Origin of the sequence: Pseudomonas sp. BLCC-B112, from assembly GCF_028550695.1 — a bacterium.
GTDB lineage: Bacteria > Pseudomonadota > Gammaproteobacteria > Pseudomonadales > Pseudomonadaceae > Aquipseudomonas > Aquipseudomonas danubii.
Genome location: NZ_JAQQGK010000004.1, coordinates 1 through 26,642, shown reverse-complemented (window position 1 = coordinate 26,642; position 26,642 = coordinate 1). Strand labels below are relative to the sequence as shown.

Below are 26,642 nucleotides of genomic sequence, written 5' to 3'. Positions count from 1 at the left end.
AAAAAGTCGAAACTTTTCGCGTCGGCCCAAGGTCAGGTTAAAGGTAGGGTCGCTGCCACTGGTGCATTCCTTGCAACGGCTCCTCCACCCTTTCTGCTGCAGCGCTCGAGCAGCTCAGGCTGATCGATGTGTGGCGCAATTGCGCCCGGCCATAGGAATGGCCCGACAGCAGCGCTTGAGACAGCAGAACAGATCAATAAAACGGGAGAGACCTATGATCAGCGCCGCATTGGACACTCAGGGAGAGCATCCTCAACAGCAGGCCGGTGAACGTGCCCCCCAGGCGATTTCCATCCCTGGAGGCAAGACCCTGCTGCCGCTGGCTCGTCAGAATCCCAACCGCAAGCGGGTGCTGTTCGTCACTTCGGAAATCGCCGATCTGGTGAAAACCGGCGGCCTGGGCGACGTCTCCGCCGCCCTGCCCCGGGCCATGGCCCAGCTGCACGATGTGCGGGTGCTGATTCCCGGCTATCCCCAGGTGCTGCACAGCGAGAACCCCATCCATATCATCGGCGAGCTGGGGGGCCACGCGGCGCTGCCGGCCTGCAAGATCGGGCGCATGGACATGCCCGACGGCCTGGTGATCTATGTGCTGATCTGCCCGGAGCTGTACGAGCGCGAAGGCACGCCCTACGGCGCCAACAATGGCCGCGACTGGCCCGACAACCACATTCGCTTTGCCCGCCTGGGGCTGGCCGCCGCCGACATCGCCGCCAACCTGGCGCAGATCCACTGGTGCCCCGACCTGGTGCACGCCCACGACTGGCCCGCCGGGCTGGCCCCGGCCTACATGCACTGGCGCGGGCAGCGCACCCCGACCCTGTTCACCATCCATAACCTGGCCTACCAGGGCGTGGTCAGCCTGGCCTCGTGCCCGGAGCTGGGCATCCCCGAACACGCCCTGCAACAGGAAGGCATGGAGTTCTACGGCAAGCTGTCGTTCCTCAAGGCCGGCATGGCCTACGCCAGCCACATCACCACTGTGAGCGCCACCTACGCCCAGGAAATCACTACCCCGGCCTTCGGGTGCGGCCTCGACGGTTTTCTCGCCAGCAAGACCCAGCAAGGCTTGCTCAGTGGCATCCCCAACGGCATCGACGAAAGCTGGGACGCAGCCACCGATGCGCACCTGTTCTGCCCCTTCAGCATGGGTGATTGGGACGGCAAGGCGGCCAACGCCGCCCATGTGCGGCAGATGTTCGGTCTCGACCCCAGCAACGGCCCGCTGTTCGCCGTGGTCTCGCGGCTGGTCTACCAGAAGGGCCTGGACCTCACCGAGGGCGTGGCCGAATTCATCGTCGCCAACGGCGGCCAGATCGCCATCATCGGCCGCGGGGAACCGGAAGAGGAACAATCCATGCGCGCCCTGGCCCGGCGTTTTCCCGGGCGCATCGGGGTCAATATCGGCTTCAATGAAACCGACGCCCGGCGCATGTTCGCCGGCAGCGACTTTCTGCTCATGCCGTCACGCTACGAGCCCTGCGGGCTGAGCCAGATGTACGCCCAGCGCTTCGGTTCGCTGCCGGTGGCGCGCAACACCGGCGGCCTGGCGGACACCATCGAGAATGGTGTCACCGGCTTTCTGTTCGACGAATCCACGGTCGCCAGCTACCAGGAGGCGCTGACCCGGGCGTTCAAGGTCTTCGCCTATCCAGCGCTGCTCAACGCCATGCGCTGCCGGGCCATGGCCGCCCCGTTCAACTGGTGCAAGGCGGTGGAACCCTACGCCGAACTCTACGAACAACTGGTGGCCAAGGCCCTGGGGCAGGCCACCCGACAATAAAGGGGCCTGGACCCATGCCATCAAGCACCCTGCACAGCTGGACCCACGGCGCAGTGATGCTGGATAGCGAGCACACCCGGTTCGCCCTGTGGGCCCCGGATGCCCGTGAGGTCAGCGTTGCACTGGCGGACGGCCAGTCACTGCCGATGCGGCCCGAGGCCGACGGCTGGTTCGTGACTCAGGCACGCTGCCCGGCGGGCAGCCGCTACCGCTACACCATCGATCGGCAGATCCAGGTGCCGGACCCGGCCTCCCGGGCCCAGGACGGCGATGTGCATGGCCCCAGCCTGGTGGTCGACCACAACGCCTACGCCTGGCAGCAGCCCCAGTGGCGTGGCCGGCCCTGGCACGAGGCGGTGATCTACGAACTGCATGTCGGGGTCATGGGCGGCTACCTGGCGGTGCAGCAGGCCCTGCCGGCCCTGGTGGACCTGGGGGTGACCGCCATCGAGCTGATGCCCCTGGCGGAGTTCCCCGGCGAGCGCAACTGGGGCTACGACGGCGTCCTGCCCTACGCCCCGGAAGCCTCCTACGGTGCTCCCGACGACCTCAAGGCCCTGATCGACGCCGCCCACGGCCTGGGCCTGGCGGTGATCCTCGACGTGGTCTACAACCACTTCGGCCCCGACGGCAACCACCTGCAGCGCTACGCCAAGGGCTTCTTCCGCGAGGATCTGCACACCCCCTGGGGCGCGGCCATCGACTTCCGCCGTCGACAAGTACGCGACTTCTTCATCGACAACGCCCTGATGTGGCTGCTGGAGTACCGTTTCGACGGCCTGCGCCTGGACGCCGTGCACGCCATCGACGACCCGGACTTTCTCCATGAACTGGCCCAGCGGGTACGCCAGGCGGTGCCGGCGTCGCGCCAGGTGTGGCTCAACCTGGAAAACGAGTTCAACCAGGCCAGCCTGCTGCAGCAGGGTTTCGACGCCCAGTGGAACGACGACGGGCACAACGCCCTGCACGTGCTGCTCACCGGGGAAACCGACGCTTACTACGCCGACTTCGCCGACGACCCCACCGCGCAACTGGCCCGCTGCCTGAGCCAGGGCTTCGCCTTCCAGGGCCATGCCAACCGCCACGGCCAATCCCGGGGCGAACCCAGCGGCCACCTGCCCCCCAGCGCCTTTGTGCTGTTCCTGCAAAACCACGACCAGATCGGCAACCGGGCCTTTGGCGAGCGCCTCAACCAGCTGGCGCCGACCCAGGCGCTGCAGGCGGCCACGGTGTTGCTGCTGTTGTCGCCGATGATCCCGCTGCTGTTCATGGGCGATGAAGTGGCGGCCCAGGAGCCGTTCCTGTTCTTCACCAGCCACCAGGGGGAACTGGCCGAGGCCGTGCGCCAGGGCCGGCGCAACGAGTTCGCCGCCTTCAGCGCCTTTGCCGACGCCGCCCAGCGCCAGCGCATCCCCGATCCCAACGCCCCCTCGACCTTCCAGGCATCACGGCCCCGGCCCCAGTCGCAACAGGCCGAGACGACCCGTGAGCTGTACCGCAGCCTGCTGCGTATCCGCCACCGCGAACTGATCCCGCGCCTGCCCGGCGCCCAGGCCCTGGACACCCGGGTGCTGGCCGAAGGCGCCCTGAGCGCACGCTGGCGCCTGGGTGACGGCAGCCTGCTGCGCATCGACCTCAACCTCAGCCCACACCGGGTCGAACTGGAGCCCGAAGCAACAGCACAACTGTGGTTTGAACACCCACCGCGAGCCCTTGAACACTGGCAGCAGGGCTGGTTACCCGCCTTCAGCGCAGTGGTGCAACTGGACAGCGGGCCTTGCCCCACCGCCCCCCATGGAGAACGCCGATGAGCGATGCGCAACTGGAAATACTCGCCAGCCGCGCCGGCCTGGCAGTGGATTGGATCGACGCCAACGGCCGACCGCAAAAGGTTGAGGCCCGGGTGTTGCGGGCCGTGCTGGCGGGCCTGGGCCACCCTGCCGACAGCGACCAGGAAATCGCCGACAGCCTGCAGCAGTTGCACCAACTGCAGCAAAGCCGGCACCTGCCACCGCTGCTGACCGCCGACGTCGGCCAGGGCCTGGACCTGGCCCGGTACTTCGCACCCGGGACCCGCTGTGCCATCGAGCTGGAAAACGGCGAACCGCTGTCGTTGCAGCTCGATGAACAGAGCGTGCTGCCAGGGCAGATCCCGGTGGGTTACCACTCGGTGCGCATCGAGGAGGAACACTTCACCCTCGCGGTGGCCCCCGCACGCTGCTACAGCGTGGCCGACGCCGTGGGCCAGCCGACCCCGCGAGCCTGGGGCCTGAGCGTACAGCTGTATGCCCTGCGCCGCCCCGGTGACGGTGGATTCGGCGATACCCAGGCACTGGAAGAGCTGGCCCGGCAAGCCGCCGAGCGCGGCGCCGATGCCCTGGCCATCAGCCCGCTGCACGCCATGTTCAACAGCGATCCTGAGCGCTACAGCCCCTACTCACCCTCCAGCCGGCTGTTTCTCAACAGCCTGTACGCCGCTCCCGGGGCCATTCTCGGCGACCGGGCCTGGCGCAGCGCCATCGAATCCTGTGGCCTTGGCCAGACCTTGCAAGCCCTGGAGCAGCAACCACTGATCGACTGGCCCCAGGCGGCCCAGGCCAAGCAACAAGCACTGCGCGCCCTGTACGAAGGCTTCTGCCACGGCCAGCACCCCCTGCACGAGGACTTCGCCAGCTATCGCCGCAGCGCCGGCGAAGCCCTGGAAAACCACTGCCGGTTCGAGGCCATCCAGGCCGAGCGCGCCGCCCGCGGCGAAGACCTGGACTGGCGTCACTGGCCGCAACACTGGCGTAACCCGGCGAGCCCGGCCCTGGCCCGGTTCGCCGAGGAGCAGGCCCATGAAATCGGCTTCCATGCCTTCTGCCAGTGGCTGATCGCCCGCAGCCTGGAACGGGCGCAGAGCGCGGCCCACAGCAGCGGCATGGGCATCGGCCTGATCGCCGACCTGGCGGTGGGTGCCGACGGCGGTGGCAGCCAGGCCTGGAGCCGCCAGGAGCAGTTGCTGGCGTCCCTGACCGTGGGTGCGCCACCGGACATCCTCAATCGCCAGGGCCAGGGCTGGGGCATCTGTGCCTTCTCTCCCGAAGGTTTGCAGCGCCATGGTTATCGCGCCTTCATCGAAATGCTCCGGGCCAACTTCGCCCATGCCGGCGGCTTGCGCATTGACCATGTGATGGGCTTGCAACGGCTCTGGGTGATCCCGTCGGGAGCGCCGCCCTGCGACGGCGCCTACCTGTACTACCCGGTGGACGATCTGCTGCGCCTGCTGACCCTGGAATCCCATCGGCACCAGGCCATTGTCCTCGGCGAGGACCTGGGGACGGTGCCCGACGGCCTGCGGGAAAAGCTCGCCGCCCGGGCCATGCTCGGCATGCGCGTGCTGCTGTTCGAACAGGACCACGGCTGCCACTTCAAGCCGATCCTGGACTGGCCGGACAACGCCCTGGCCACCACCAGCACCCACGATCTGCCCACCCTCAACGGCTGGTGGCAGGGCCGCGACATCGACTGGAACCTGCGCCTGGGCATGGTGGATGAACAGGGCGCGCGACAATGGCGCGAACACCGCCAGCGCGAGCGTGACGGCCTGCGCCAGGCCCTGGCCCAGGACCCACAGAACTTTCACCAAGAGGCCCACGAAGCCGACCAAGTGCTGGACGCCAGCGTGCGCTTTCTTGGCCATACCCGTGCGCCCCTGGTGCTGCTGCCCCTGGAAGATGCCCTGGGCATCGATGAACAGGCCAACCTGCCCGGCACCCTCGACAGCCACCCCAACTGGCGCCGTCGCCTGGCCAGTGCCAGCCGACGCCTGCTGGACGACAGCGATGCCGCCCGGCGCCTGGAACTGCTGGCCTGTGCCCGGCAACAAGCCCTAGAGCGTGACCGATGAACCTGCCGTCCCTGCCCTTGCTGCGGGCCAGCCTGCGCCTGCAGTTTCATCAAGGCTTCACCCTCGACGACGCCGTACCCCTGGTGCCCTACTTCGCCCGCCTGGGCATCAGCCATCTCTATGCCTCACCCCTGCTCCGGGCCCGGGCTGGCTCCCAGCACGGCTATGACGTGGTGGACCCGACCCAGATCAACCCGGAGCTGGGGGGCGAAGCGGCCCTGCGGCGCCTGGTGGCGGCCCTGCGTCAACAAGGGATGGGCCTGATCCTCGACATCGTGTCCAACCACATGGCCGTGGGCGGCAGCGACAACCCCTGGTGGCTGGACCTGCTGCAATGGGGGCGGCTGAGCCCCTATGGCGAATTCTTCGATATCCAGTGGCACTCCGCGGACCCGCTGATGGAAGGCCAGTTGCTCCTGCCGTTCCTCGACAGCGACTATGGCGTGGCGCTGCAGGAAGGCCGCTTGAAGCTGCGCCTGGACGACGACCTGGGGGGCTTTCACGTACAGCACCACGAACATTGCTTTCCCATCTGCCCCTGGGACTACGCACCACTGCTGCGACTTCCGGAGCCGCTGGACGCCGAGTCCAGCGGCGCCCTGAAATCCCTGGCCGACGGTTTTGCGGCGTTGCGCTTCAACGGCGCCGCCCATGCCCAGGCCCGGCGCCTGCAACAAGCCCTGGCACACCAACTGCGCCAGCCGTCAGTGCGCCAGGCCATCGACGCCCACTTGCAAGGCTACGACTCGCGCCAGGCCGGCGGCTTCACCCGTTTGCATCAGTTGCTGGAACAACAGAGCTACCGTCTGGCCAGCTGGCGCACCGCAGCCGATGACATCAATTGGCGGCGTTTCTTCGACGTCAATGAACTGGGGGGCCTGCGGGTCGAACGCCCGGCCGTGTTCGAAGCCACCCACGCCAAGGTCTTCCAGCTGATCGAAGAAAACCTGGTGGATGGCCTGCGCATCGACCACATCGATGGCCTGGCCGATCCCCGGGGTTACTGCCGCAAGCTGCGGCGCCGGGTCGACCGCCTGCGTCCGGGCCAGCACCTGCCGATCTACGTCGAGAAGATCCTCGGCGCGGGCGAGACCCTGCATCGCGACTGGGGCGTGGACGGCAGCACCGGCTACGAATTCATGAACCAGCTGTCGCTGTTGCAACAGGCCCCCGCCGGCCAGCCGCTGCTGGCAGAGCTGTGGAGCCGGCACAGCCAGCGGTCGCCGCAGTTCGGCGAGGAAGCCCTGCAGGCACGCCAGCAGATCCTCAACGGTTCCCTGGCCGGTGACTTTGAAAACGTGGCCCAGGCGCTGCTGCAAGTGGCGCGGCTGGACCTGATGAGCCGCGACCTGACCCTGGGGGCCATCCGCCGGGCGCTGCAGGAGCTGATCGTGCACTTTCCGGTGTACCGCACCTACATCGGTGCCCTGGGCCGCGGGCCCCAGGACCAGCGGTTTTTCCAACAGGCCATGGACGGCGCCCGAGGCCGCCTGAGCGAAACCGACTGGCCGGTACTCGATTGCCTGGAGCGCTGGCTCGGCGGCCAGGGCTGGCGCCGGCAACCACCGGGCCGGGCGCGCAAGCTGCTGCGCCACGCCTGCGTGCGCTTCCAGCAACTGACCTCGCCGGCCGCGGCCAAGGCCGTGGAAGACACCGCCTTCTACCGCTCCGCGGTGCTCCTGGCGCGCAATGACGTGGGCTTCAACAGCGAACAGTTCAGCGCGCCGATCTCGGCCTTCCACAGCGCTTGCCAGCAGCGCCTGGACAGCTTCCCCGACAACCTGCTGACCAGCGCCACCCATGACCACAAGCGCGGCGAAGACAGCCGCGCGCGCCTGGCCCTGCTCAGTGAGCGGGCCCCCTGGTATGCCCGCCAAGTGGCCAGCTGGCGGCTGTTGGCTGCCCCCTTGCACCAGCACCCCGACGCCCCTTCGGCAGGCGATGAACTGATCCTCTATCAGACCCTGCTGGGCAGTTGGCCCCTGGATTTGCAGGCCGAGGATCAGCCGGGCCTGGAGCGCTATACCCAGCGCATCTGGCAATGGCAACTCAAGGCCCTGCGTGAAGCCAAGCTGCACAGCAGTTGGGCAGCCCCCAATCCTGATTACGAAGAGGGCGTTCAGGCGTTTGTCAGCGCCGTGCTGGTCTCGCCGCAAGGCCTGGCCCTGCGCCAGTCGCTTGCGGCGGCAGCCAACAGCATCGCCCCTGGCGGCGCCCTCAACAGCCTGGCGCAAACTTTGCTGCGCATGACCGTACCAGGGGTGCCGGACCTGTATCAGGGCAACGACTTCTGGGACTTCAGCCTGGTGGACCCGGACAACCGCCGACTGCCGGACTACCCGGCCCGGCAACGGGCCCTGGACAGCCCGCGCGATCCTCGGCAGTGGCTGGCCCAGTGGCGTGACGGACGCATCAAGCAAGGCCTGATTGCCCGCACCCTGGGCCTGCGCGGTCAGTACCCGCAGCTGTTCCAGCGCGGCAGCTACCAGCCGCTGACGGTGCTGGGGCAGGAAGCCGGCCGGGTGCTGGCGTTCATGCGTGAATACCAGGAGCAACGAGCCGTGGTGATAGTGCCGATCCAGGTCGCCGGCCTGCTGGATGACAGTGCAATCCCCAAGGTGGATGCGCAGCGATGGGGCGATACCCGGGTGCAACTACCGTTCACCGCTTCGGGCCGCAACCTGAATGGACTTTTTTCAACCGGAGCAGTCACACCCCACAAGGAATTGCTGATCAGCGCCGTATTGCAAGACTTTCCACTCAACCTTTTGATTCAACATTGAGTTCAGTCCAGGAGCATTGCGATGAGTACCGACGACAAACGCATACGTGAATTCGCCTATCAGATCTGGGAGTCGGAAGGGAAACCGGAGGGCCACGAAGCCCGACACTGGGAAATGGCCCGCAAGCTCGCCGAGGCCGAGGCCCTGGCCCCGAGCCAGCCGCCCAAGGGCGCCAAGAGCAAATCTGCCGCCGCCAGTCCGCCCGGCAAGAGCGCCAGCAAACCCAAGGCCAAGTCGGCCGCCGCGGTGGTAGTGCCGCCGGGAGAGAAGCCTGCGGCGCCGAAGAAACCCCGGGCACCGCGCAAGCCGCCAGCCCACTGACGACACTCCCGCCCCTCTATCGCCCTGAACCGGTGGCGCGCCCGCACGCCACCCTGGATGGCTTCGCCCTGGAAAACCCACGGCGGGGCCCCTGATCCTTTTTGCAGGAGCAACCATGAGCAGATCCAAGCAGACTCCGCCGACTCCCGAGAACGAACCCTCGCGCATCCGTGAAGGCCTGCCCTTCCCTCTGGGCGCCACCTGGGATGGCCTGGGCGTCAACTTCGCACTGTTCTCGGCCAATGCCACCAAGGTCGAACTGTGCCTGTTCGACGCTGCCGGCGAAGTGGAGCTCGAACGTATCGAACTGCCCGAGTACACCGACGAAATCTTCCATGGCTACCTGCCCGACGCTCACCCCGGGCTGATCTACGGCTACCGAGTGCACGGTCCCTATGAGCCGGCCAACGGTCACCGTTTCAACCCCAACAAACTGTTGATCGACCCCTATGCCAAGCAGCTGGTGGGCCAATTGAAATGGTCCGAGGCGCTGTTCGGCTACACCATCGGCCATCCTGACGCCGACCTCAGCTTTGATGAACGGGACAGCGCGCCCTTCGTGCCCAAGTGCAAAGTCATCGACCCGGCCCATACCTGGGGCCACGACCATCGGGTCAGCGTGCCCTGGGACAAGACCATCCTCTACGAGACCCACGTGCGCGGTTTCACCATGACCCACCCCGCAGTGCCGGAACACCTGCGGGGAACCTTTGCCGGGCTGATGGTGGACGACGTGCTGGAGCACATCCGCAAGCTTGGCGTCTCGTCGGTGGAGCTGCTGCCGATCCATGCCTTCGTCAATGACCAGCACCTGCTGCACAAGGGCATGACCAACTACTGGGGCTACAACAGCATCGCCTTCTTCGCCCCGGACCCGCGCTACCTGTCCAGCGGCAAGATCGCCGAGTTCAAGGAAATGGTCGCGCACCTGCATGAGGCCGGGCTGGAGGTGCTGCTGGACGTGGTCTACAACCACACCGCCGAAGGCAACGAGCAAGGCCCGACCCTGTCCATGCGCGGCATCGACAACGCCTCCTACTACCGCCTGATGCCCGACGACAAGCGCTTCTACATCAACGATTCCGGCACCGGCAACACCCTGGACCTGAGCCATCCCTGCGTGCTGCAGATGGTCACCGACTCCCTGCGCTACTGGGCCACGGAAATGCACGTGGACGGCTTCCGCTTCGACCTGGCGACCATCCTCGGCCGCTACCACGATGGTTTCGACGAGCGCCACAGCTTTCTCGTGGCTTGCCGCCAGGACCCGGTGCTGCGCCAGGTGAAAATGATCGCCGAACCCTGGGACTGTGGCCCCGGCGGCTATCAAGTGGGCAATTTCCCACCGGGCTGGGTGGAGTGGAATGATCGTTTCCGCGACACGGTGCGGGCCTTCTGGAAAGGCGACGACGGCCAGTTGGCGGACTTTGCCGGGCGCCTGACCGCCTCTGGGGAGATGTTCAACCAGCGCGGCCGCCGCCCCTATGCCTCGCTCAACTTCGTCACCGCCCACGACGGTTTCACCCTCCGCGACCTGGCGTCCTACAACGACAAGCACAATCAGGCCAATGACGAGAACAACCAGGACGGCAGCAACAACAACCTGTCCTGGAACCATGGCGTCGAAGGTCCCAGCGACGACCCCGAGATCAACGCCCTGCGCCTGCGCCAGATGCGCAACTTCTTCGCCACCCTGCTGCTGGCCCAGGGGACGCCGATGCTGGTGGCCGGCGACGAATTCGCCCGCACCCAGCATGGCAACAACAACGCCTACTGCCAGGACAGCGAGATCGGCTGGATCAACTGGAACCTGGATGCCGACGGCAAGTCGCTGCTCAAGTTCGTCAAGCGCCTGATCAAGCTGCGCCTGAGCTACCCGATCCTGCGCCGCGGGCGTTTCCTGGTGGGCAACTACAACGAGGACATCGGCGTCAAGGACGTCACCTGGCTGGCTCCCGATGGCAACGAAATGACCACCGAGCACTGGCAGGATGCCCATGGCCGCTGCCTGGGCATGCTGCTGGACGGCCGCGCCCAGGAAACCGGCATCCGCCGCCCCGGGTCCGACGCCACGGTGCTGCTGGTGGTCAACGCCCACCACGACATCGTCAACTTCCGCCTGCCGCAAGTGCCGGCCGGTGAGTTCTGGACCTGCATGCTCGACACCCACCAGCCGGCGGTGCACGGCCAGGAGCGCTTCGCCTTTGGCCACGAGTACTCGGTGACCGGGCGATCGCTGCTGTTCTTCGAGCTTGAGCATGAACAGGACGACTGAGCGCCAGCCTTGCAGCGCGCCCTCGATGCCGCCTTGGCCGACAAGCCAAGCGTCGGCAAATTCCAGGCATTCGTCAGGAGTTCGGGCCTGGCAACAAAATGCGACTACCCTGAGAAACGGGTCGCAATCGACAAATTCAACTCAACCCTCTGTGTAGGCAGCCACGGGCTGAGTATGATTGCGCTCGGATCAGGGTGCCCCAAAGGTATGGAGCACCGGTACATGACGCTGAGGCAGATGCCATGGAATCAGCGTACGTGCAAACCCAGGGTCGCCACTGAACGGATGTTCAGGCCTCATTGCCGTGACCCGGAAAACAGGGATGTGACACCTCATGAAAGCCATAACCGCAATAGACAACAGCTGGCCCAGCCAGATCTGGAACGGTGCCCGCCACCTGGCCGACGTTCCCCCCATCAACCTCGGCAATCTGGTTCCACCCGGCTCCCGGGCCGTGATCATCGCCCCCCACCCCGGCGATGAAGTGGTGGCCAGCGGCGGCCTGCTGCAAGTGCTGGCCCACCATGGCCACCCCCTGCAACTGATCTCCATCAGCGACGGCAGCGCCAGTCACCCAGGTTCCGAGCTGTGGCCCAAGCGCCGCCTCAGCGTGTTCCGGCCCCAGGAAAGCGCCGAGGCCCTGCGCCGCCTGGGGCTGCCCCTGCACAGCCTGAAGTGGATTCGTGGTGGCTTTGCCGACAGTGCCCTGAGCGAGCGCGAACAGCAATTGGCACCATTCATCAGCCGTTACCTGCGCGACAGCGACGTGGTGTTCAGCACCTGGCGCGGCGACGGCAACCTCGATCACGAAGCCGTGGGCCGGGCCGCGGCCAAGGCTGCCGGCCAGGTAGGCGCGCGCTTCTACGAGATTCCGATCTGGGCCTGGCACTGGTCCTCGCGCGAGGAGCACCAGATTCCCTGGCAGCGGGCACGCAAGCTGCGCCTGGACACCTGGACCGTGGCCCGCAAGCGCCACGCGGCCCACGCCTATGCCAGCCAGCTGCAGGGCGAACCGGAAATCGGCCTGGAACCGTCGCTGTCGCCGATTCTGCTGGAGCGCCTGCGCCTGCCCTACGAAATCATCCTGATGTAGGCCGGGCCCGGGCGGAAAATAACCTGAACGCGAGTGCCGGCCATCAGTCCCATGAGAAACCGTCACTGATTCACAGGAGTGAGCGTGAGCAGCGAGTCCACCCGCCAGCCCCAGCCGGGAAGCATCCAGCGTCTGCAGATCCTGACCGTCAACACCCACAAGGGTTTCACCGCCCTCAACCGACGTTTCATTCTCCCGGAGCTGCGCGAAGCGGTACGCAGCACCCAGGCCGACCTGGTGTTTCTCCAGGAAGTGCTGGGCGAGCATGAACGCCATGCGTCGCGCCTGGACAACTGGCCGCAGCAGTCGCAGTACGAGTTTCTCGCCGACAGCATGTGGAGCGATTACGCCTACGGACGCAATGCGGTGTACCCCGACGGTCATCACGGCAACGCCCTGTTGTCCAAGTACCCGATCCGCCAGTACCGCAACCTGGATGTTTCCATCACCGGCCCCGAGCGCCGCGGCTTGCTGCACTGTGTCCTGGATGTACCCGGATACGCCGAGGTGCACGCCATCTGCGTGCACCTCGGCCTGTTGGAAAGCCACCGGCAACTGCAGCTGGCGCTGCTCTGCCAACTGCTCGAATCCCTGCCCGAGGACGCGCCGGTGATCATTGCCGGCGACTTCAACGACTGGCAGATGCACGGCAATGTCGCCCTGGGCCGGCGCGACGACCTGCACGAAGCCTTCGAACGCCATCACGGCCGCCCGGCCAAGACCTACCCCGCGCGCTGGCCCTTGCTGCGCCTGGACCGGGTCTACCTGCGCAATGCCAGCAGCCACCGGCCACAGATCCTCGGCAACAAGCCCTGGACCCACCTCTCCGATCACCTGCCCCTGGCGGTGGAGGTGCAACTGCCGCCCGTGGCCGCACCGCGGACATCGAGCGATGAACGCTAAAACCGCGATCGTCCCGGCTCACGGATTCCGGGGCGGTGCCGCCCAGTGGCAGCAGGTCTGGTCGACCTGCTGAACCCTGGCGACGAGCAAATCCACGGGCTGGAGTCGCCCCTGATCGCCCTGCCCACCTCACATCCCTGGCATCCGGACAAAGTGCCATTTTTCAGTGATTTGGCCGCCCAAAAATAACCCTTCCGTTTGTCAGTCATTTTCTTGACGAGCCCCCTGCTCTCTCCTTAGCTACCAATGACCACCCCTGGAAAAAGTAACCGGGAAAGGGCCGAAAAAACCTGCTGCAGAGCGGGTCGGCGGACTTTACCCGATTGAATCCGGCTGCCTCTCGAACGGGGGTGGGAGAGGCGCCCCCAACGAGATAAAGCATGCATTTGCAAGGTAGGCCTCCATGAATACCTCACTCACCTCAAGCCCTCTGCCGTTCGCCTTGTGCAGCCTGTACACATCCTTGCTGTTGTGCTCCATGGAGGTCGCGGCGTCCCCGGGGGAGGACACCGACAACACCGGGTACCCCTCAACCCTGAGCAGCCTGCCGATCAGCGCCCCACCCCTGGGCAGCCCGCGACCGAGCGACTTCGCGGTCCTGGACCGGCCCGGCCTGCCGACGCACCTTGAAGTCGGCTACCTGGCGCTGCCCGGCGCTGGCAGCGAACCGCGCAAAGGCCCCCTGCTCTACAGCATCCAGAACAACGGCACCACCCAACAGATCGGCCTGCTGAGTACCCCCAACACCTACACCCTCACCCAAGGCAGCGCCCCGAGCACCGTCAACGACCCACGCAATGCCGGGCTCAGCGTCCAGGGACAAGGCCTGGGCGCCTTCTGGAGGCTGCAGGGTGCCGAGGGCTGGCACCTGGACATGTCCGCCAGCGGCGGCCGGGTCAGCGGTTTCAGTCGCAATGAGCAGGGCCGGGGCATGACCACCGAAGGCAACGCCATGACCTTTTCCGTGCAGGGCGGCGTGGCCATAGGCCTGAGTGACAACTGGGTGATCGAACCCCAGGCCCAGGTGATCAACCAACGCATTCGCCTGGACGGTGGCAATAGCAGTAACGACCTCAACGCCTGGAGCGGCCGGGTCGGCGCGCGCCTGCAAGGGCGCTATGACGTCCACGGCCTGCCCCTGGAACCCTATGTGCGCACCAACCTCTGGCATACGGTCTACAGCGGCGAGACCCTGAGCCTGGACCAGGTGGACAAGATCAGCAGCAGCCGCAAATCCTCCACCGTAGAGGTTGGCCTGGGGCTGGTGGCCAGGGTCACCCCCGCCGTGAGCCTGTACGTCAGTGCCGACTACAGCAGCGATGTGGATGACAACGACCTCAATGGCCTGATCGGCAGCCTGGGCGTGCGCATGCGTTGGTGATGCACCCAGGACGGTGCCGGTAATGGCCTGATGTTGACCATTACCGGCCACCCGCGGCTAAAGGCTGTCGGGGCGCAGGATCAACACCGCCAGGGGCGGCAGGTTGAGCACCAGGGACAGGGCCTGGCCATGGCTGCCCTGTTCTTCACTGAAGGCTTCGCCGCCATTGCCATAGTTGGAACCGGCATAGAGTTGCGAATCGCTGTTGAGCAGCTCGCTCCAGCGTCCCGCCAGCGGCACGCCGACGCGGTAGGCCTGGCGCGGCACCGGGGTGAAGTTGGCCACCACCAGCAAGGGCTCGCCGGTTTTGCTCCAGCGCAACCAGGCATAGACGCTGTTGATCGCATCGTCGCCGATCAGCCACTGGAAACCCTGGGGCACGTCGTCCTGGTCATGCAACGCCGGGTACTGGCGATACAGCCGGTTGAGGTCGCCCACCAATTGCTGCACGCCCCGGTGCTCCGGGTACTGCAGCAGGTACCAGTCCAGTTGCTGGTCGTGGTTCCACTCGCGCCACTGGCCGAACTCGCAGCCCATGAACAGCAGTTTCTTGCCCGGATGGGCCCACATGAAGCTCAGGTACGCCCGCAGGTTGGCGAACTTCTGCCAGCGATCGCCAGGCATCTTGTCGATCAGCGAATGCTTGCCGTGCACCACCTCGTCATGGGAGATCGGCAGGATGAAACGCTCGGACCAGGCGTACACCAGGCCGAAGCTCAGTTCGTTGTGGTGATGGGCGCGGTACACCGGGTCCTGCTGGATGTAATGCAGGGAGTCATGCATCCAGCCCATGTTCCATTTGTAGGCAAAGCCCAGGCCGCCCTGGTCGGTGCGCTGGCTGACCCCGGGCCAGGCGGTGGATTCCTCGGCAATCACCAGGGCGCCCGGCGCTTCCAGGGCCACCACATCGTTGAGGTGGCGCAGAAAGTCGATGGCTTCCAGATTCTCGCGGCCGCCGTGACGGTTCGGCACCCATTCACCGGCCTTGCGCGAATAGTCGCGATAGAGCATCGAGGCCACCGCATCCACCCGCAGACCGTCGACATGGAAATGTTTGAGCCAGTGCAGCGCCGAGGCCAGCATGAAACCGTGCACTTCCGTGCGCCCGAGGTTGTAGATCAGGGTGTCCCAGTCCTGGTGAAAGCCCTCCAGGGGGTTGCCGTACTCATAGAGCGCGGTGCCGTCGAACTGGGCCAGGCCATGGGTATCGGTGGGAAAGTGCGCCGGCACCCAGTCGAGGATCACGCCGATATCCGCCTGGTGGCAGGCGTCGACAAAGGCAGCGAAATCCTGGGGCGAGCCATAGCGGGCACTGGGGGCGAACTGTGACAGCGGTTGATACCCCCAGGAGCCGCCGAAGGGGTGTTCCATGATCGGCATCAGCTCGATATGGGTGAAGCCCAGGTCCTTGACGTAGGGGATCAGGCGTTCGGCCAGCTCGGCCCAACTGTACTGGCGGGCCACTTCCCCAAGGTCATCCACTTCGCACTGCCAGGAGCCGGCGTGCAACTCGTAGATGGACAAGGGCGCATCGGTTCGCTGATGTTCGCCCCTGGCCTGCATCCATGCCTGATCCTGCCAGTGGAATTGCAAGGGCTCGGCGACCCTGGACGCGGTGTCCGGCGGCAACTGGGTGGCCAGGGCCATGGGGTCGGCCTTGAGCGGCAGGATGCCCTGGGGCCCGAGAATCTCGTACTTGTAGGCCTCTCCAGGTTGCAGGCGCGGAACGAACAGCTCCCAGACCCCGGAGGGATGCCGCAGGCGCATGGGGTGGCGCCGCCCGTCCCAGATATTGAAGTCCCCCACCACCGAGACCCGCCGGGCGTTGGGCGCCCAGACTGCAAAGCGCACGCCCTGGACGCCGTCCACGGTGGTCGGTTGCGCCCCCAGGCAGGAGCCGAGGTCCCGATGATTGCCTTCGGCGAACAGATACAGATCCATCTCCCCCAGCAACGGGCCGAAGCTGTAGGGGTCTTCACTGACCTGCTCGCCACCGGCCCACTGCACCCGCAGCAGATAGGGCCGGCTCTGGCTGAAATGCCCGGCAAACAGCCCGGGCACTTCGGCGGCGTGGAGGCTGCCGAGCACTTGCTGCTGCTCCCGGTCCAGCACCTGCACGCTCAGGGCGCCGGGCAGATAGGCCCGGATGAATTGCCCGCCGGCACCGTCTCCGTGGGGCCCGAGCACAGCGAACGGATCAGGATGCTCGGCCCGCACCAAGGCATCGATGACCTCGGCTGAAGGGAGCAATGCCGGTTGGTTCTTTCCCTGTTCCTTGTTCGAGACACTCATGACTGCTCTCCATCACGCTCAAGATCGGAAAAGGGTTCCAGTTCACGCAACAGCCCCACCAGGCCGTGCAAGGGCACAGGCAGCCAGGTGGGCCGGTTTTCCGCTTCATAGGCCAGCTCATAGGCGGCCTTCTCCAGACTGAACAGGGCCAGTGCGGCATCCGCAGCCGCCGGGTCCTGCCACTCATGGGCAAGACTAGCCGTCGCCAGCCGATACGCCTGGACAAAGGCTTGCCGCGCCTCCTGCAGATAACGACGGACCACCCGTTGCCGGGCCTGCTCGGCCACCTGCGCGCCCTCCACCGCTGGCGTCTCCAGGGCCATGGCGGCAGCGTAGTCGAAGGAGCGCAACACCCCGCTGACATCCTTGTACGGGCTGTGCTTGCCCCGACGCTCTGCCAGAGGCCGCGCCGGCTCACCCTCGAAGTCGATCAGGTAGGCATCGCCCTTGACCACCAGCACCTGCCCCAGATGCAGGTCACCATGCACCCGGATCCGCAGCCCACCCACCAACTGCCTGGCCAGTTGCTGGATGTGACCGAGGATTTTCGTCTTGTGCTGCAACAATCGGCTCACCCGTTTCTGGTCGCCAGGACTCAGCTCGCCCTGATGCTGCTGGAGCAACTGCAACCCCCGTTCCACTTGTGCCGCCACCTGACGATTCCAGGCCTGGGTGTCCTTGAGGGTGCTCACTTGCGGTGCAAAGTCCGGTGGGCTGTCGGGGGCCGCCAGCAACAGGTGCATTTCTCCCAGGCGCTGCCCCAGCAGGCCGGCGAAATCCTCAAGCTCCCCGAGGGCGTTGTAGTGTTGTTCCTGCTCGGACATGGCCTGCGCCCACTCATCGCGGATGGCCCGCTCCAGGTTGTTCTGGGTCCATTCCCAGGCATCCCCCTGATTGCTCAGGTAGCCCTGGGCGATCATCAGCAGATGATCCTCGCCCTGCTCATCGCGGCGCACCACCGAGCCCAGCAAGGGCGAGATATGGCGGAATCCGGCGGCAGTGAGGAAGGCGCCCATTTCCAGTTCCGGGTGAATGCCTCCTTCCACCCTGCGAATCAGCTTGAGCACCAGGCTGCCCCCCACCACCACCGAGCTGTTGGACTGTTGCGCCGAGAGGTAGCGCACCTCGGAGTCGCCGGTCAGCCCTAACTCGGCCAACCGCTCGGTGCCGTCGAAACGGATCTGCCCGGCAGCACTGTCCAGCCGGGTCTGCGCCTGCAGGGCCTGCAGCACGCTGCGCACGAAACTGTCGAGGGCGAAGGCGTCGGTGATCAGCCCGACCTGGCGCCCGCGCCGCACCCGGGCCATGGCCAGTTGCTGAGGCAAGGCACTGCCGAGCGGCTCTTCCGCGAGCAGGCCGAAGGGCAGTTGATAGCGCTGGCGCTGCCCATCGCTGGTGACCTCGATCTCGCTGAGCAGCACGGGATGCTGGGGATCGCCAAAACCTACACCGTAGGCGATCTGTACCTGCTCGATGGCGCTGTCCTTGCCAGCGAACCAGCGGCGCTTGGGCAGCCAGTGGGGCAAGACGCTGTGCTCCAGCGTGGTGCGCGATGGCGCTTCGAGCAATTCTTCGAGGCGTTTTTTCAGCACCAGGGTGGTGAAGTCCGGCAGGCTCTGGGCCGGTTCCACATGCCAGCTGGGCATCTGGTTTTCTGCCGCCAGAACGAACCAGTAGAAGCCGTAGGGCGCCAGGGTCAGGAGGAAACTCAACTGGCCGATGGGAGGAAAGGCATTTCCGCCGAGCATCTCCACCGGCACCATGCCAGCGAAGGCCGACAGGTCCAGTTCCGCCGCCTGGGCACTGCGCGAGACGTTGGCCACGCAGAGGATGATTTCCTGCTTGCCGTCAGGCCCCGTGTATTCCCGGGTATAGGCCAGAATCCGCCGGTTGCTCGGCGACAGCATCTTCAGCGTGCCCCGGCCAAAGGCCTTGGACTGCTTGCGCACCGCCAGCATGCGCCGGGTCCAATTGAGCAACGAGTGGGGATCGCCGGACTGGGTCTCGACGTTGACCGACTGATAGCCATACAGCGGGTCCATGATCGGCGGCAGCACCAGGCTCGCCGGGTCGGCGCGGGAAAAGCCGCCATTGCGGTCGATGGACCACTGCATCGGCGTGCGCACGCCGTCGCGGTCCCCCAGGTAGATGTTGTCGCCCATGCCGATCTCGTCGCCGTAATACAGGGTCGGGGTGCCAGGCATCGACAGCAGCAGACTGTTAAGCAGTTCGATGCGCCGCCGGTCGCGCTCCATCAGCGGCGCCAGGCGCCGGCGAATCCCCAGGTTGATCCGCGCCCGGCGGTCGGCGGCGTAGTAGTTCCACAGATAGTCACGCTCCTTGTCGGTGACCATTTCCAGGGTCAGCTCATCGTGGTTGCGCAGAAAGATCGCCCACTGGCAGTGGGCCGGAATCTCCGGGGTCTGGCGCAGGATATCGGTAATGGGGAAGCGGTCTTCCTGGGCCAGGGCCATGTACATGCGCGGCATGAGTGGAAAGTGGAAAGCCATGTGGCATTCGTCGCCGTCGTCGCCATTGGTTGATTGGCCAAAGTACAGCTGGGTGTCCTCCGGCCACTGGTTAGCCTCGGCCAGGAGCATGCGATCCGGGTAGTGGGCGTCGATCTCGGCGCGGATCTGCTTGAGCACGTCGTGGGTCTCGGGCAGGTTCTCGTTGTGGGTGCCATCGCGCTCGATCAGGTAGGGAATGGCGTCCAGGCGCAGGCCGTCGATGCCCATGTCCAGCCAGTAGCGCATCACCGAGAGCACCGCCTTCATCACCTGGGGATTGTCGAAATTGAGGTCCGGCTGGTGGGAATAGAAACGGTGCCAAAAGTACTGGCCGGCCACCGGGTCCCAGGTCCAGTTGGACGTTTCGGTATCCAGGAAGATGATCCGCGTGCCGGCGTATTTCTGCTCGTCGTCGGACCACACGTAAAAGTTGCGCGCCGCCGAACCGGGCCGGGCCTTGCGCGCCCGCTGGAACCAGGGGTGCTGGTCCGAGGTGTGATTGATCACCAGCTCGGTGATCACCCGCAGCTCGCGCTTGTGGGCCTCGGCGATAAAGCGCCGGACGTCGGCCAGGGTGCCGTAGTCGGGGCTGACCCCGCGGTACTCGGCGATGTCATAGCCATCGTCACGGCGTGGCGAGGGGTAGAACGGCAACAGCCAGAGGGTGTTGACCCCCAGCTCCTTGATGTAGTCGAGCTTGGCGATCAGCCCTGGAAAGTCGCCGATCCCGTCGTTATTGGAATCGAAATAGGACTTCACATGCACTTGGTAGATCACCGCGTCCTTGTACCAGAGCGGGTCCTTGATAAAGGTCGCTGAGCGGGGTTTCTTGGCCATGTCGGACTCCTGAAAAAATGAATGAGCGCCGACGCACCTACCGATGCGCCACGACAACCGTAGGAGCTGGCTTGCCAGCGAAGGCGTCAGCCAGCCCGGCGCAAGGCTCACGGGCCTCTTCGCCGGCAAGCCGGCTCCTACAGGGGACTGATGCGCCAGATGCCGAAGGGTTGCGCCGGTTCCAGGCGCATGAATTGGGTCTTGCCGTACCAGGTCCAGCGATGGCCGTTCATCAGGTCCTCCCCCTGGGTGGCGGCATCGTCAGCCAGCCCCAGCTCCCACAGCGGCAGTTCGAAATGGGCCTCCTGGGCATTGAAGGGATCGAGGCTGACCGCCACCAGGACGAAGTTGCCGCCCTCGGCGTTGCGCTTGCCGAAGTACAGGATCTGATCGTTCCAGGCGTTGTACAGCTTGAGCCCCAGGTGACTGTGCAGCGCCGGGTTCTGCCGGCGGATGCGGTTGAGCTGGGCGATCTCGGCAATGATGTTGCCGGCGGCGTTGAAATCCCGGGGCCGGATCTCGTACTTCTCCGAATCCAGGTACTCCTCCTTGCCCGGCACCGGTGCCGATTCACAGAGTTCAAACCCGGAGTACATGCCCCACAGTCCCGAGCCCATGCTGGCCAGCACCGCGCGGATCAGAAACCCCGGGCGCCCCGAGTCATGCAGAAACGCCGGATTGATGTCCGGGGTGTTGACGAAGAAGTTCGGCCGGAAGCACTCGCGCCACGGCGACTGATTGAGCTCGCTGAAGTAGCTGGCCAGCTCGCTCTTGGTGTTGCGCCAGGTGAAGTAGGTGTAGCTCTGGGTGTAACCGACCTTGCCCAGGCGCGCCATCATCGCCGGGGTGGTAAAGGCCTCGGCGAGGAAGATCACCTCCGGGTGCTGGCGGCGCACGTCGCCGATCAGCCATTGCCAGAACGGCAGCGGCTTGGTGTGGGGGTTGTCCACGCGAAAGGTCTTGACCCCCTCCTCGACCCAGCCGATGACGATGTCCCGCAGTTCCAGCCACAGGCTGGGTATGGCGTCAGCAGCATAGAAGTCAAGGTTGACGATGTCCTGATACTTCTTCGGTGGATTCTCGGCGTACTTGATGGTGCCGTCCGGGCGCCAGTTGAACCAGCCCGGGTGCTGCTTGAGCCAGGGATGGTCCTGGGAACACTGGATGGCGAAATCCAGGGCGATCTCCAGGCCGTGATCGGCAGCGGCGGCTACCAAACGACGGAAGTCATCCAGGCTGCCCAACTGCGGATGGATCGCCTCGTGGCCGCCCTCCTCGCTGCCAATCGCGTAGGGACTGCCGGGGTCGCCCGGGGCCGCCGTCAACGCGTTGTTGCGCCCCTTGCGGTGGCTGCGGCCAATGGGATGGATGGGCGGGAAATACAGCACGTCGAAGCCCATGTCATGGATCATCGACAGTCGCGAGTGGACGTCGTTGAAAGTGCCATGGCGGGACGGATGCTCGGTGATCGAGCGCGGAAACAGCTCGTACCAACTGGCGAACTGCGCCTGTACCCGCTCCACATCCAGCGGGTACTCGGGGCTCAGGCTCAGGTAGGGCCGGTGGTCGGCCTCGGCCATCAGCCGGGCACTGGAATCCTTGAGAAACAAGGCGACCTGCTCGGTCTCCAGCAAGCCGGCAAGCTGTTGTTGCAGCGCCAGCAACCGCTCGCGCAACGGCCCTTCGCTACGCTCGGCGGCTTGCTGCACCGAAGTCCGCCCCTCTTGCAACTCCAGGCTCACCGGCACCCCGGCCCGGTGTTTTTTCTCCAGTTCGTAACAGTAGCTGGCGAACTGATCGATCCAGGCTTCGATACAAAAGCGATAGCGACCCACGGTGGGCACGGGAAAGCGCCCCAGCCAGCCGTCGTTGCCCTGGTCCTCAAGGGCCTGGCTGCTCCAGGCGTCCTGCTGCTCCTCGCGCCAGCGCACCCGCACGGCCAGTTTGTCGTGGCCGTCGGCGAACACCTTGCACGTCACCTCGACCTGTTGGCCGGCCACCGCCTTGACCGCGAACTGCCCGCCGTCGAGGACCGGGCGGGTGTTCTCGATGGCAATGCGCGGCAGCAACAAGGCCTGAGACAAGGGCAACTGCGCCTGGAATTGCTGTTCAGTCGGTTTTTCTGCAGTCATTGAGCATCACCCCTTTAATGCGCCATGGACGCTCTGGTCGCAGGGCGCCCAGCGCCCCGATGAATCAATGCACCTTGTTTCCGAGCCACCGGCATCGGCGAAAGTTCACCGCGATCGCTGGCCAAATCGACGGGAATCAATTCCCTGCTCCCAAGGTCCACCCAGAGAGCCCGTGCATCGACAAGCACAAAGGAGGCCACAGCGATGAATATCCCGATCCCGGCAGAAACTCCCGATCCGAACATCGACCAACCGACCCTGCCCCCCAGCGAGCCGCAACCGGTTCCCGAGCAGGAACCACCAGAGACCACCCCACCGCCCAAGGGCGATCCTCCCAATACCATGCCGCCGGTGGTGGTCACGCATGGAGCGTCGACCCGCTGACACCACAGCAGCCAGCTTGCCGGCCAAAACGCCCGCCCTCTTGACGGGCCTGTTCGCCGGCAGCCGGCTCCTGCACCCGCGGCCTGCAACGACCACCGTTGATCGCCGCTGCCGAACCCTGGCCAGGCCCTGCAGCCTAATCTGTACGCCCATTGCCAAGAGGTACGCATCATGAGCCTGCGCATCGAAAACCAGACCTGCTACATCGACACCGACACCCTCCACCAACGCCTTCCCGCCAGCGCCCTGACCGTCATCACCGACAGTGCCAAATCCATGTCGGCGGTGGAGCTGGCGGGAGAACGCATCTACGTCACCGAAGCAGAAGCCGATGCTTTGACCGTAGCAGGCGCCACCGACGGTCGGCGCCATCTGAAGGCCACCGACGGTGATTCGGTGATTTGACTGATCTGGATCAGGGCTCGCCGCGAAGGCCTGTGCCAGAGGCCCCTGCGGCCTTCCCTGGTGGCTCTTGAGGGGGTGCAGCAAGTTGTCGCAGGGGCACCGTAAAGGCTCATCTGATACGGTTTTTTATCAAATACCTGAGTCTGTTATGCAAACAGATCCGTGGTCATAGTTGCGCGGCCTGATGGAGGCTGATGAGCGAACGACCATGAGCGAAAGAATCCCCGTCCGATTAGTAGAGACCTTCGAACCTTCACCCCCTAAACAGATGAAGTCGAAGACCACCGACAAACACGTTTACACCCGTAGCTTCACCGGTTTGTTCCGTACCCTGCGCATGACCGGCGCAGGTTTCCTGTTCCTGCTGTTCTTCGGCACGGTCTGGTTGAACTGGGGCGGCCGCCAAGCGGTGCTCTGGGACCTGGCCGAAAGCAAGTTCCACATCTTCGGCGCGACCTTCTGGCCTCAGGACTTCATCCTCCTCTCGGCGCTGCTGATCATCTGCGCCTTCGGCCTGTTCGCCATCACGGTGTTCGCCGGCCGGGTCTGGTGCGGCTACACCTGCCCGCAAAGTTCGTGGACCTGGCTGTTCATGTGGTGCGAGAAGGTCACTGAAGGTGAACGCAACCAGCGCATCAAGCTGCAAGCTGCGCCCTGGGGCCTGAACAAGCTGGCCCGCCGGGCCATGAAGCACACCTTGTGGCTGGGCATCAGCCTGCTCACCGGTCTGACCTTCGTTGGCTACTTCACCCCGATCCGCCCTCTGGCCCAGGAACTGCTGACCCTGCAGATCGGTGGCCTGAGTCTGTTCTGGGTGCTGTTCTTCGCTGCGGCCACCTACATCAACGCCGGCTGGCTGCGCGAGGCGGTGTGCATGCACATGTGCCCTTATGCGCGCTTCCAGAGCGTGATGTTCGACAAGGACACCCTGACCATTTCCTACAACCCGGTGCGCGGTGAAAGCCGCGGCCCGCGCAAGCGTGACGTCAAGCCCGCCGACGTCGGCCTGGGCGACTGCATCGATTGCCAGGTGTGCGTGCAGGTCTGCCCTACCGGCATCGACATTCGCGACGGCCTGCAGATGGAATGCATCGGCTGCGCCGCCTGCATCGACGCCTGCGACTCGATCATGGACAAGATGGGCTATGCCCGGGGCCTGATCGCCTACACCTCGGAACACCAACTGCAAGGGGGCAAGACTCACCTGCTGCGGCCGCGCCTGGTGGGCTACAGCGCGGTGCTGCTGGTGATGATCGGCGCCCTGGCCCTGGCCCTGGTACAACGGCCGATGGTGTCCCTGGACGTGAGCAAGGACCGTGGCCTGTTCCGCGAGAACGCCCTGGGGCAGATCGAGAACATCTACAGCCTGAAGATCATCAACAAGACCCAGGAGCGCCAGAACTACCGCCTGGCCCTGGTGGATGGCGATGGTTTCGAACTGCAGGGCAAGACCGAACTGAGCCTGGCCCCGGGCGAAATCACCGACCTGCCGGTCTCGGTGGCGATGACCCAGGACCGCCCACAAAGCAGCTCCCAGGCCATCAGCTTCAAGGTCGCCGACAGCGATGAGCCAAGCGTCTACGCCATCGCCAAAAGCCGTTTTGTTGCGCCGATGAACCGCTGAGCCTCTAGAATGCCGTGGCCAGGGAGCCTGCTGCCGTCCCTCGGCCACGGGAACCCTGTACTCGACGCCGCCATGGCCCCCACCCTGGCCGTCGAGCCCTCCCTTGCGAATCTGAACACCTAGACCCGATGACCAGACTGGATCTTGCACCGCAGATGAAACGCTACGAAAAATTCGCCGACGACATCGCCGAACTGATCCGCTCCGGGGTCCTGGGCCCTGGCCAGCGCGTGCCTTCGGTGCGCTACGCCAGCCAGACCTACGGGGTCAGCCCGTCAACCGTGTTTCAGGCCTATTACCTGCTGGAGCGTCGCGGCCTGATCCGTGCCCGCCCGCGCTCCGGCTACTTCGTCAATGCTCACGCACCGAGCCCGTTCTCCGAGCCGGTGATCAGCAGCGAAGTCAACGAATCCACCGAAGTCGATGTCAGCGAACTGGTGTTCTCGGTGCTCGACTCGATCAAGGACCCGAGCACCGTGCCCTTCGGCTCGGCCTTCCCCAGCCCGACCCTGTTCCCCTTGCAACGCCTGTCCCGCTCCCTGGCCAGCGCCAGCCGCGAGATGGACCCGCGGGTGGTGGTCACCGACATGTCCCCGGGCAACCCGCAACTGCGCCGCCAGATCGCCCTGCGCTACATGGTGGCCGGGCTGATGCTGCCCATGGAGGAGCTGCTGATCACCAACGGCGCCCTGGAGGCCCTGAACCTGTGCCTGCAGGCCGTGACCGAGCCCGGCGACCTGGTGGCCATCGAGGCCCCGGCCTTCTATGCCAGCCTGCAAGTGCTGGAACGGCTCAAGCTCAAGGCGGTGGAAATACCCGTGCACCCGCGAGACGGCATCGACCTCGGCGTCCTGGCCCAGACCCTGGAGCGGCACCCGATCAAGGCCTGCTGGTGCATGACCAACTTCCAGAACCCCATGGGCGCGAGCATGCCCGAGGCCAAGAAGCAGGAACTGGTGGAACTGCTGCGCCAGCATCAAGTGCCACTGATCGAAGACGACGTCTACGCCGAGCTGTACTACGGCCAGCAAGCGCCGAAACCGGCCAAGGCCTTCGACACCGAAGGCCTGGTGATGCACTGCGGCTCCTTCGCCAAGAGCCTGGCCCCCGGCTACCGCATTGGCTGGGTGGCCGCCGGGCGTTACGCGCAGAAAATCGAACGGCTGAAACTCATGACCTCACTGTGCGCCTCGATGCCGGCCCAGGCGGCGATTGCCGACTACCTGCAGCACGGCGGCTACGACCGCCACCTGCGCAAACTGCGCTACGCCCTGGAAGAACAACAGAGCGCCATGCTGGCGGCGATTGCCCGCTACTTCCCGGCGCAGACCCGGGTCAGCCAGCCGGCGGGCGGCTACTTCCTGTGGCTGGAACTGCCACCGCAGATGGACTCGTTGAAACTGTTCCAGATGGCCCTGGCCCAGGGCATCAGCATCGCCCCCGGACCGATCTTTTCCCCGACCCAGCGCTTTCGCAACTGCATCCGCCTGAACTACGGCAGCCCCTGGAACGAAGCGGCGGAACAGGCCATGGAAACCCTGGGGCGGATCATCCGCTCCTTTTGAGTGGTGCGGCGCAGGGGGTAGCAGGTTTAGCGTCTGCTGCCTCGGAATGCCGCCCAAGCCGTTCGCAGCCTGCGGCAGCGTCTACACAAATCCCCGATCGACATTGGCCCTGTAGCCGCTGCTGAGCCACGGCGAAGCTGCGCAAAGGTCCGCAGGACCTTGCTTGGCGATCGCCTGCCGATCTTGGGCGGCCTTAAGATCCCCGCGTCTCCTGCGGAGCCGTTCGCAGCCTGCGGCAGCGGCTACACAACCCCGTTCGGCATTGGCCCTGTAGCCGCTGCTGAGCCTGCGAAGCTGCGAAAAGGTCCGCAGGACCTTCGCCCTGCCAAGAGCCACGTCGCCCTGTAAAGGACAAATGAAACAAGGCCGGCCGCCAGGCCGCCATCTTGCTCTTGATCTTGATCTGAACGCCCCGTTAACCACGATGGCCGAACGCAGGCATTGAGCCGTGGGTAACCCGGCAGG

At 65.3% G+C, this 26,642-nt stretch carries 17 protein-coding genes; 14 read left to right on the top strand and 3 right to left on the bottom strand.

Annotated features, from left to right (window positions below; all coding sequences use genetic code 11):
- Positions 1 to 214 precede the first annotated feature (214 nt).
- The 10 genes from glgA to PQT43_RS11505 all read left to right on the top strand — a co-directional run bounded on the left by glgA (position 215) and on the right by PQT43_RS11505 (position 14,428).
- Positions 215 to 1,783 carry a glycogen synthase GlgA gene (gene glgA, locus PQT43_RS11550; protein ID WP_267268263.1) on the top strand — a complete coding sequence of 523 codons (1,569 nt, stop codon included), beginning with the start codon at positions 215 to 217 and terminating at the stop codon, positions 1,781 to 1,783.
- A 14-nt stretch (positions 1,784 to 1,797) separates the two neighbouring features.
- On the top strand, positions 1,798 to 3,594 hold the full coding sequence (gene treZ, locus PQT43_RS11545) for a malto-oligosyltrehalose trehalohydrolase (RefSeq protein WP_110653228.1): 1,797 nt from the start codon (positions 1,798 to 1,800) through the stop codon (positions 3,592 to 3,594).
- Entirely contained in the window at positions 3,591 to 5,672 is a 2,082-nt protein-coding gene (gene malQ, locus PQT43_RS11540; protein ID WP_272753948.1) for a 4-alpha-glucanotransferase, read from the top strand. Before treZ ends, malQ begins: the two co-directional genes overlap by 4 nt.
- Complete coding sequence (locus tag PQT43_RS11535) at positions 5,669 to 8,455, top strand: malto-oligosyltrehalose synthase (RefSeq protein ID WP_272753947.1); 2,787 nt, start codon at positions 5,669 to 5,671, stop codon at positions 8,453 to 8,455. The genes malQ and PQT43_RS11535 overlap by 4 nt, the downstream gene beginning before the upstream one ends.
- A 21-nt stretch (positions 8,456 to 8,476) precedes the next feature.
- The gene (locus PQT43_RS11530; RefSeq protein ID WP_102879202.1) at positions 8,477 to 8,776 is read left to right on the top strand and encodes a DUF2934 domain-containing protein; all 300 of its coding nucleotides are present in this window, start codon (positions 8,477 to 8,479) and stop codon (positions 8,774 to 8,776) included.
- 115 nt (positions 8,777 to 8,891) lie between these two features.
- Positions 8,892 to 11,051: a glycogen debranching protein GlgX gene (glgX, locus tag PQT43_RS11525; RefSeq protein ID WP_272753946.1), complete on the top strand. Its 2,160-nt coding sequence runs from the start codon at positions 8,892 to 8,894 to the stop codon at positions 11,049 to 11,051.
- Positions 11,052 to 11,385: 334 nt separating this feature from the next.
- Positions 11,386 to 12,144 (top strand): PIG-L deacetylase family protein, encoded by a 759-nt coding sequence (locus PQT43_RS11520; protein WP_102863443.1) that lies wholly within the window; start codon positions 11,386 to 11,388, stop codon positions 12,142 to 12,144.
- 84 nt (positions 12,145 to 12,228) lie between these two features.
- A complete protein-coding gene (locus PQT43_RS11515; protein WP_102879200.1) occupies positions 12,229 to 13,047 on the top strand; it encodes an endonuclease/exonuclease/phosphatase family protein in 819 nt (272 codons plus the stop codon).
- Between the two features lie 45 nt (positions 13,048 to 13,092).
- The gene (locus tag PQT43_RS11510; RefSeq protein ID WP_253085497.1) at positions 13,093 to 13,236 is read left to right on the top strand and encodes a hypothetical protein; all 144 of its coding nucleotides are present in this window, start codon (positions 13,093 to 13,095) and stop codon (positions 13,234 to 13,236) included.
- Positions 13,237 to 13,450: 214 nt separating this feature from the next.
- Complete coding sequence (locus tag PQT43_RS11505) at positions 13,451 to 14,428, top strand: autotransporter domain-containing protein (RefSeq protein ID WP_102879199.1); 978 nt, start codon at positions 13,451 to 13,453, stop codon at positions 14,426 to 14,428.
- 57 nt (positions 14,429 to 14,485) lie between these two features.
- Here the strand turns inward: PQT43_RS11505 and glgB are convergent, their stop codons facing one another.
- The 3 genes from glgB to PQT43_RS11490 all read right to left on the bottom strand — a co-directional run bounded on the left by glgB (position 14,486) and on the right by PQT43_RS11490 (position 22,199).
- Positions 14,486 to 16,720, bottom strand: a complete 2,235-nt coding sequence (glgB, locus tag PQT43_RS11500; RefSeq protein WP_110596902.1) for a 1,4-alpha-glucan branching protein GlgB — start codon at positions 16,718 to 16,720, stop codon at positions 14,486 to 14,488.
- Positions 16,717 to 20,067: a maltose alpha-D-glucosyltransferase gene (treS, locus tag PQT43_RS11495; protein WP_272753945.1), complete on the bottom strand. Its 3,351-nt coding sequence runs from the start codon at positions 20,065 to 20,067 to the stop codon at positions 16,717 to 16,719. Before treS ends, glgB begins: the two co-directional genes overlap by 4 nt.
- 137 nt (positions 20,068 to 20,204) lie before the next feature.
- A complete protein-coding gene (locus tag PQT43_RS11490) occupies positions 20,205 to 22,199 on the bottom strand; it encodes an alpha-1,4-glucan--maltose-1-phosphate maltosyltransferase (RefSeq protein WP_267268269.1) in 1,995 nt (664 codons plus the stop codon).
- Positions 22,200 to 22,403: 204 nt separating this feature from the next.
- Here PQT43_RS11490 and PQT43_RS11485 point away from each other — a divergent pair, with 204 nt between their 5' ends.
- The 4 genes from PQT43_RS11485 to mapR all read left to right on the top strand — a co-directional run bounded on the left by PQT43_RS11485 (position 22,404) and on the right by mapR (position 26,177).
- Positions 22,404 to 22,583 carry a hypothetical protein gene (locus PQT43_RS11485; protein WP_102863437.1) on the top strand — a complete coding sequence of 60 codons (180 nt, stop codon included), beginning with the start codon at positions 22,404 to 22,406 and terminating at the stop codon, positions 22,581 to 22,583.
- Positions 22,584 to 22,754: 171 nt separating this feature from the next.
- Positions 22,755 to 22,988 (top strand): DUF3203 family protein, encoded by a 234-nt coding sequence (locus tag PQT43_RS11480; RefSeq protein ID WP_253085495.1) that lies wholly within the window; start codon positions 22,755 to 22,757, stop codon positions 22,986 to 22,988.
- Positions 22,989 to 23,196: 208 nt separating this feature from the next.
- Positions 23,197 to 24,612, top strand: a complete 1,416-nt coding sequence (gene ccoG / locus PQT43_RS11475; protein WP_102863435.1) for a cytochrome c oxidase accessory protein CcoG — start codon at positions 23,197 to 23,199, stop codon at positions 24,610 to 24,612.
- A 155-nt stretch (positions 24,613 to 24,767) separates the two neighbouring features.
- Positions 24,768 to 26,177 carry a GntR family transcriptional regulator MpaR gene (gene mapR, locus PQT43_RS11470; protein WP_053151441.1) on the top strand — a complete coding sequence of 470 codons (1,410 nt, stop codon included), beginning with the start codon at positions 24,768 to 24,770 and terminating at the stop codon, positions 26,175 to 26,177.
- The last annotated feature ends 465 nt before the right edge of the window (positions 26,178 to 26,642 follow it).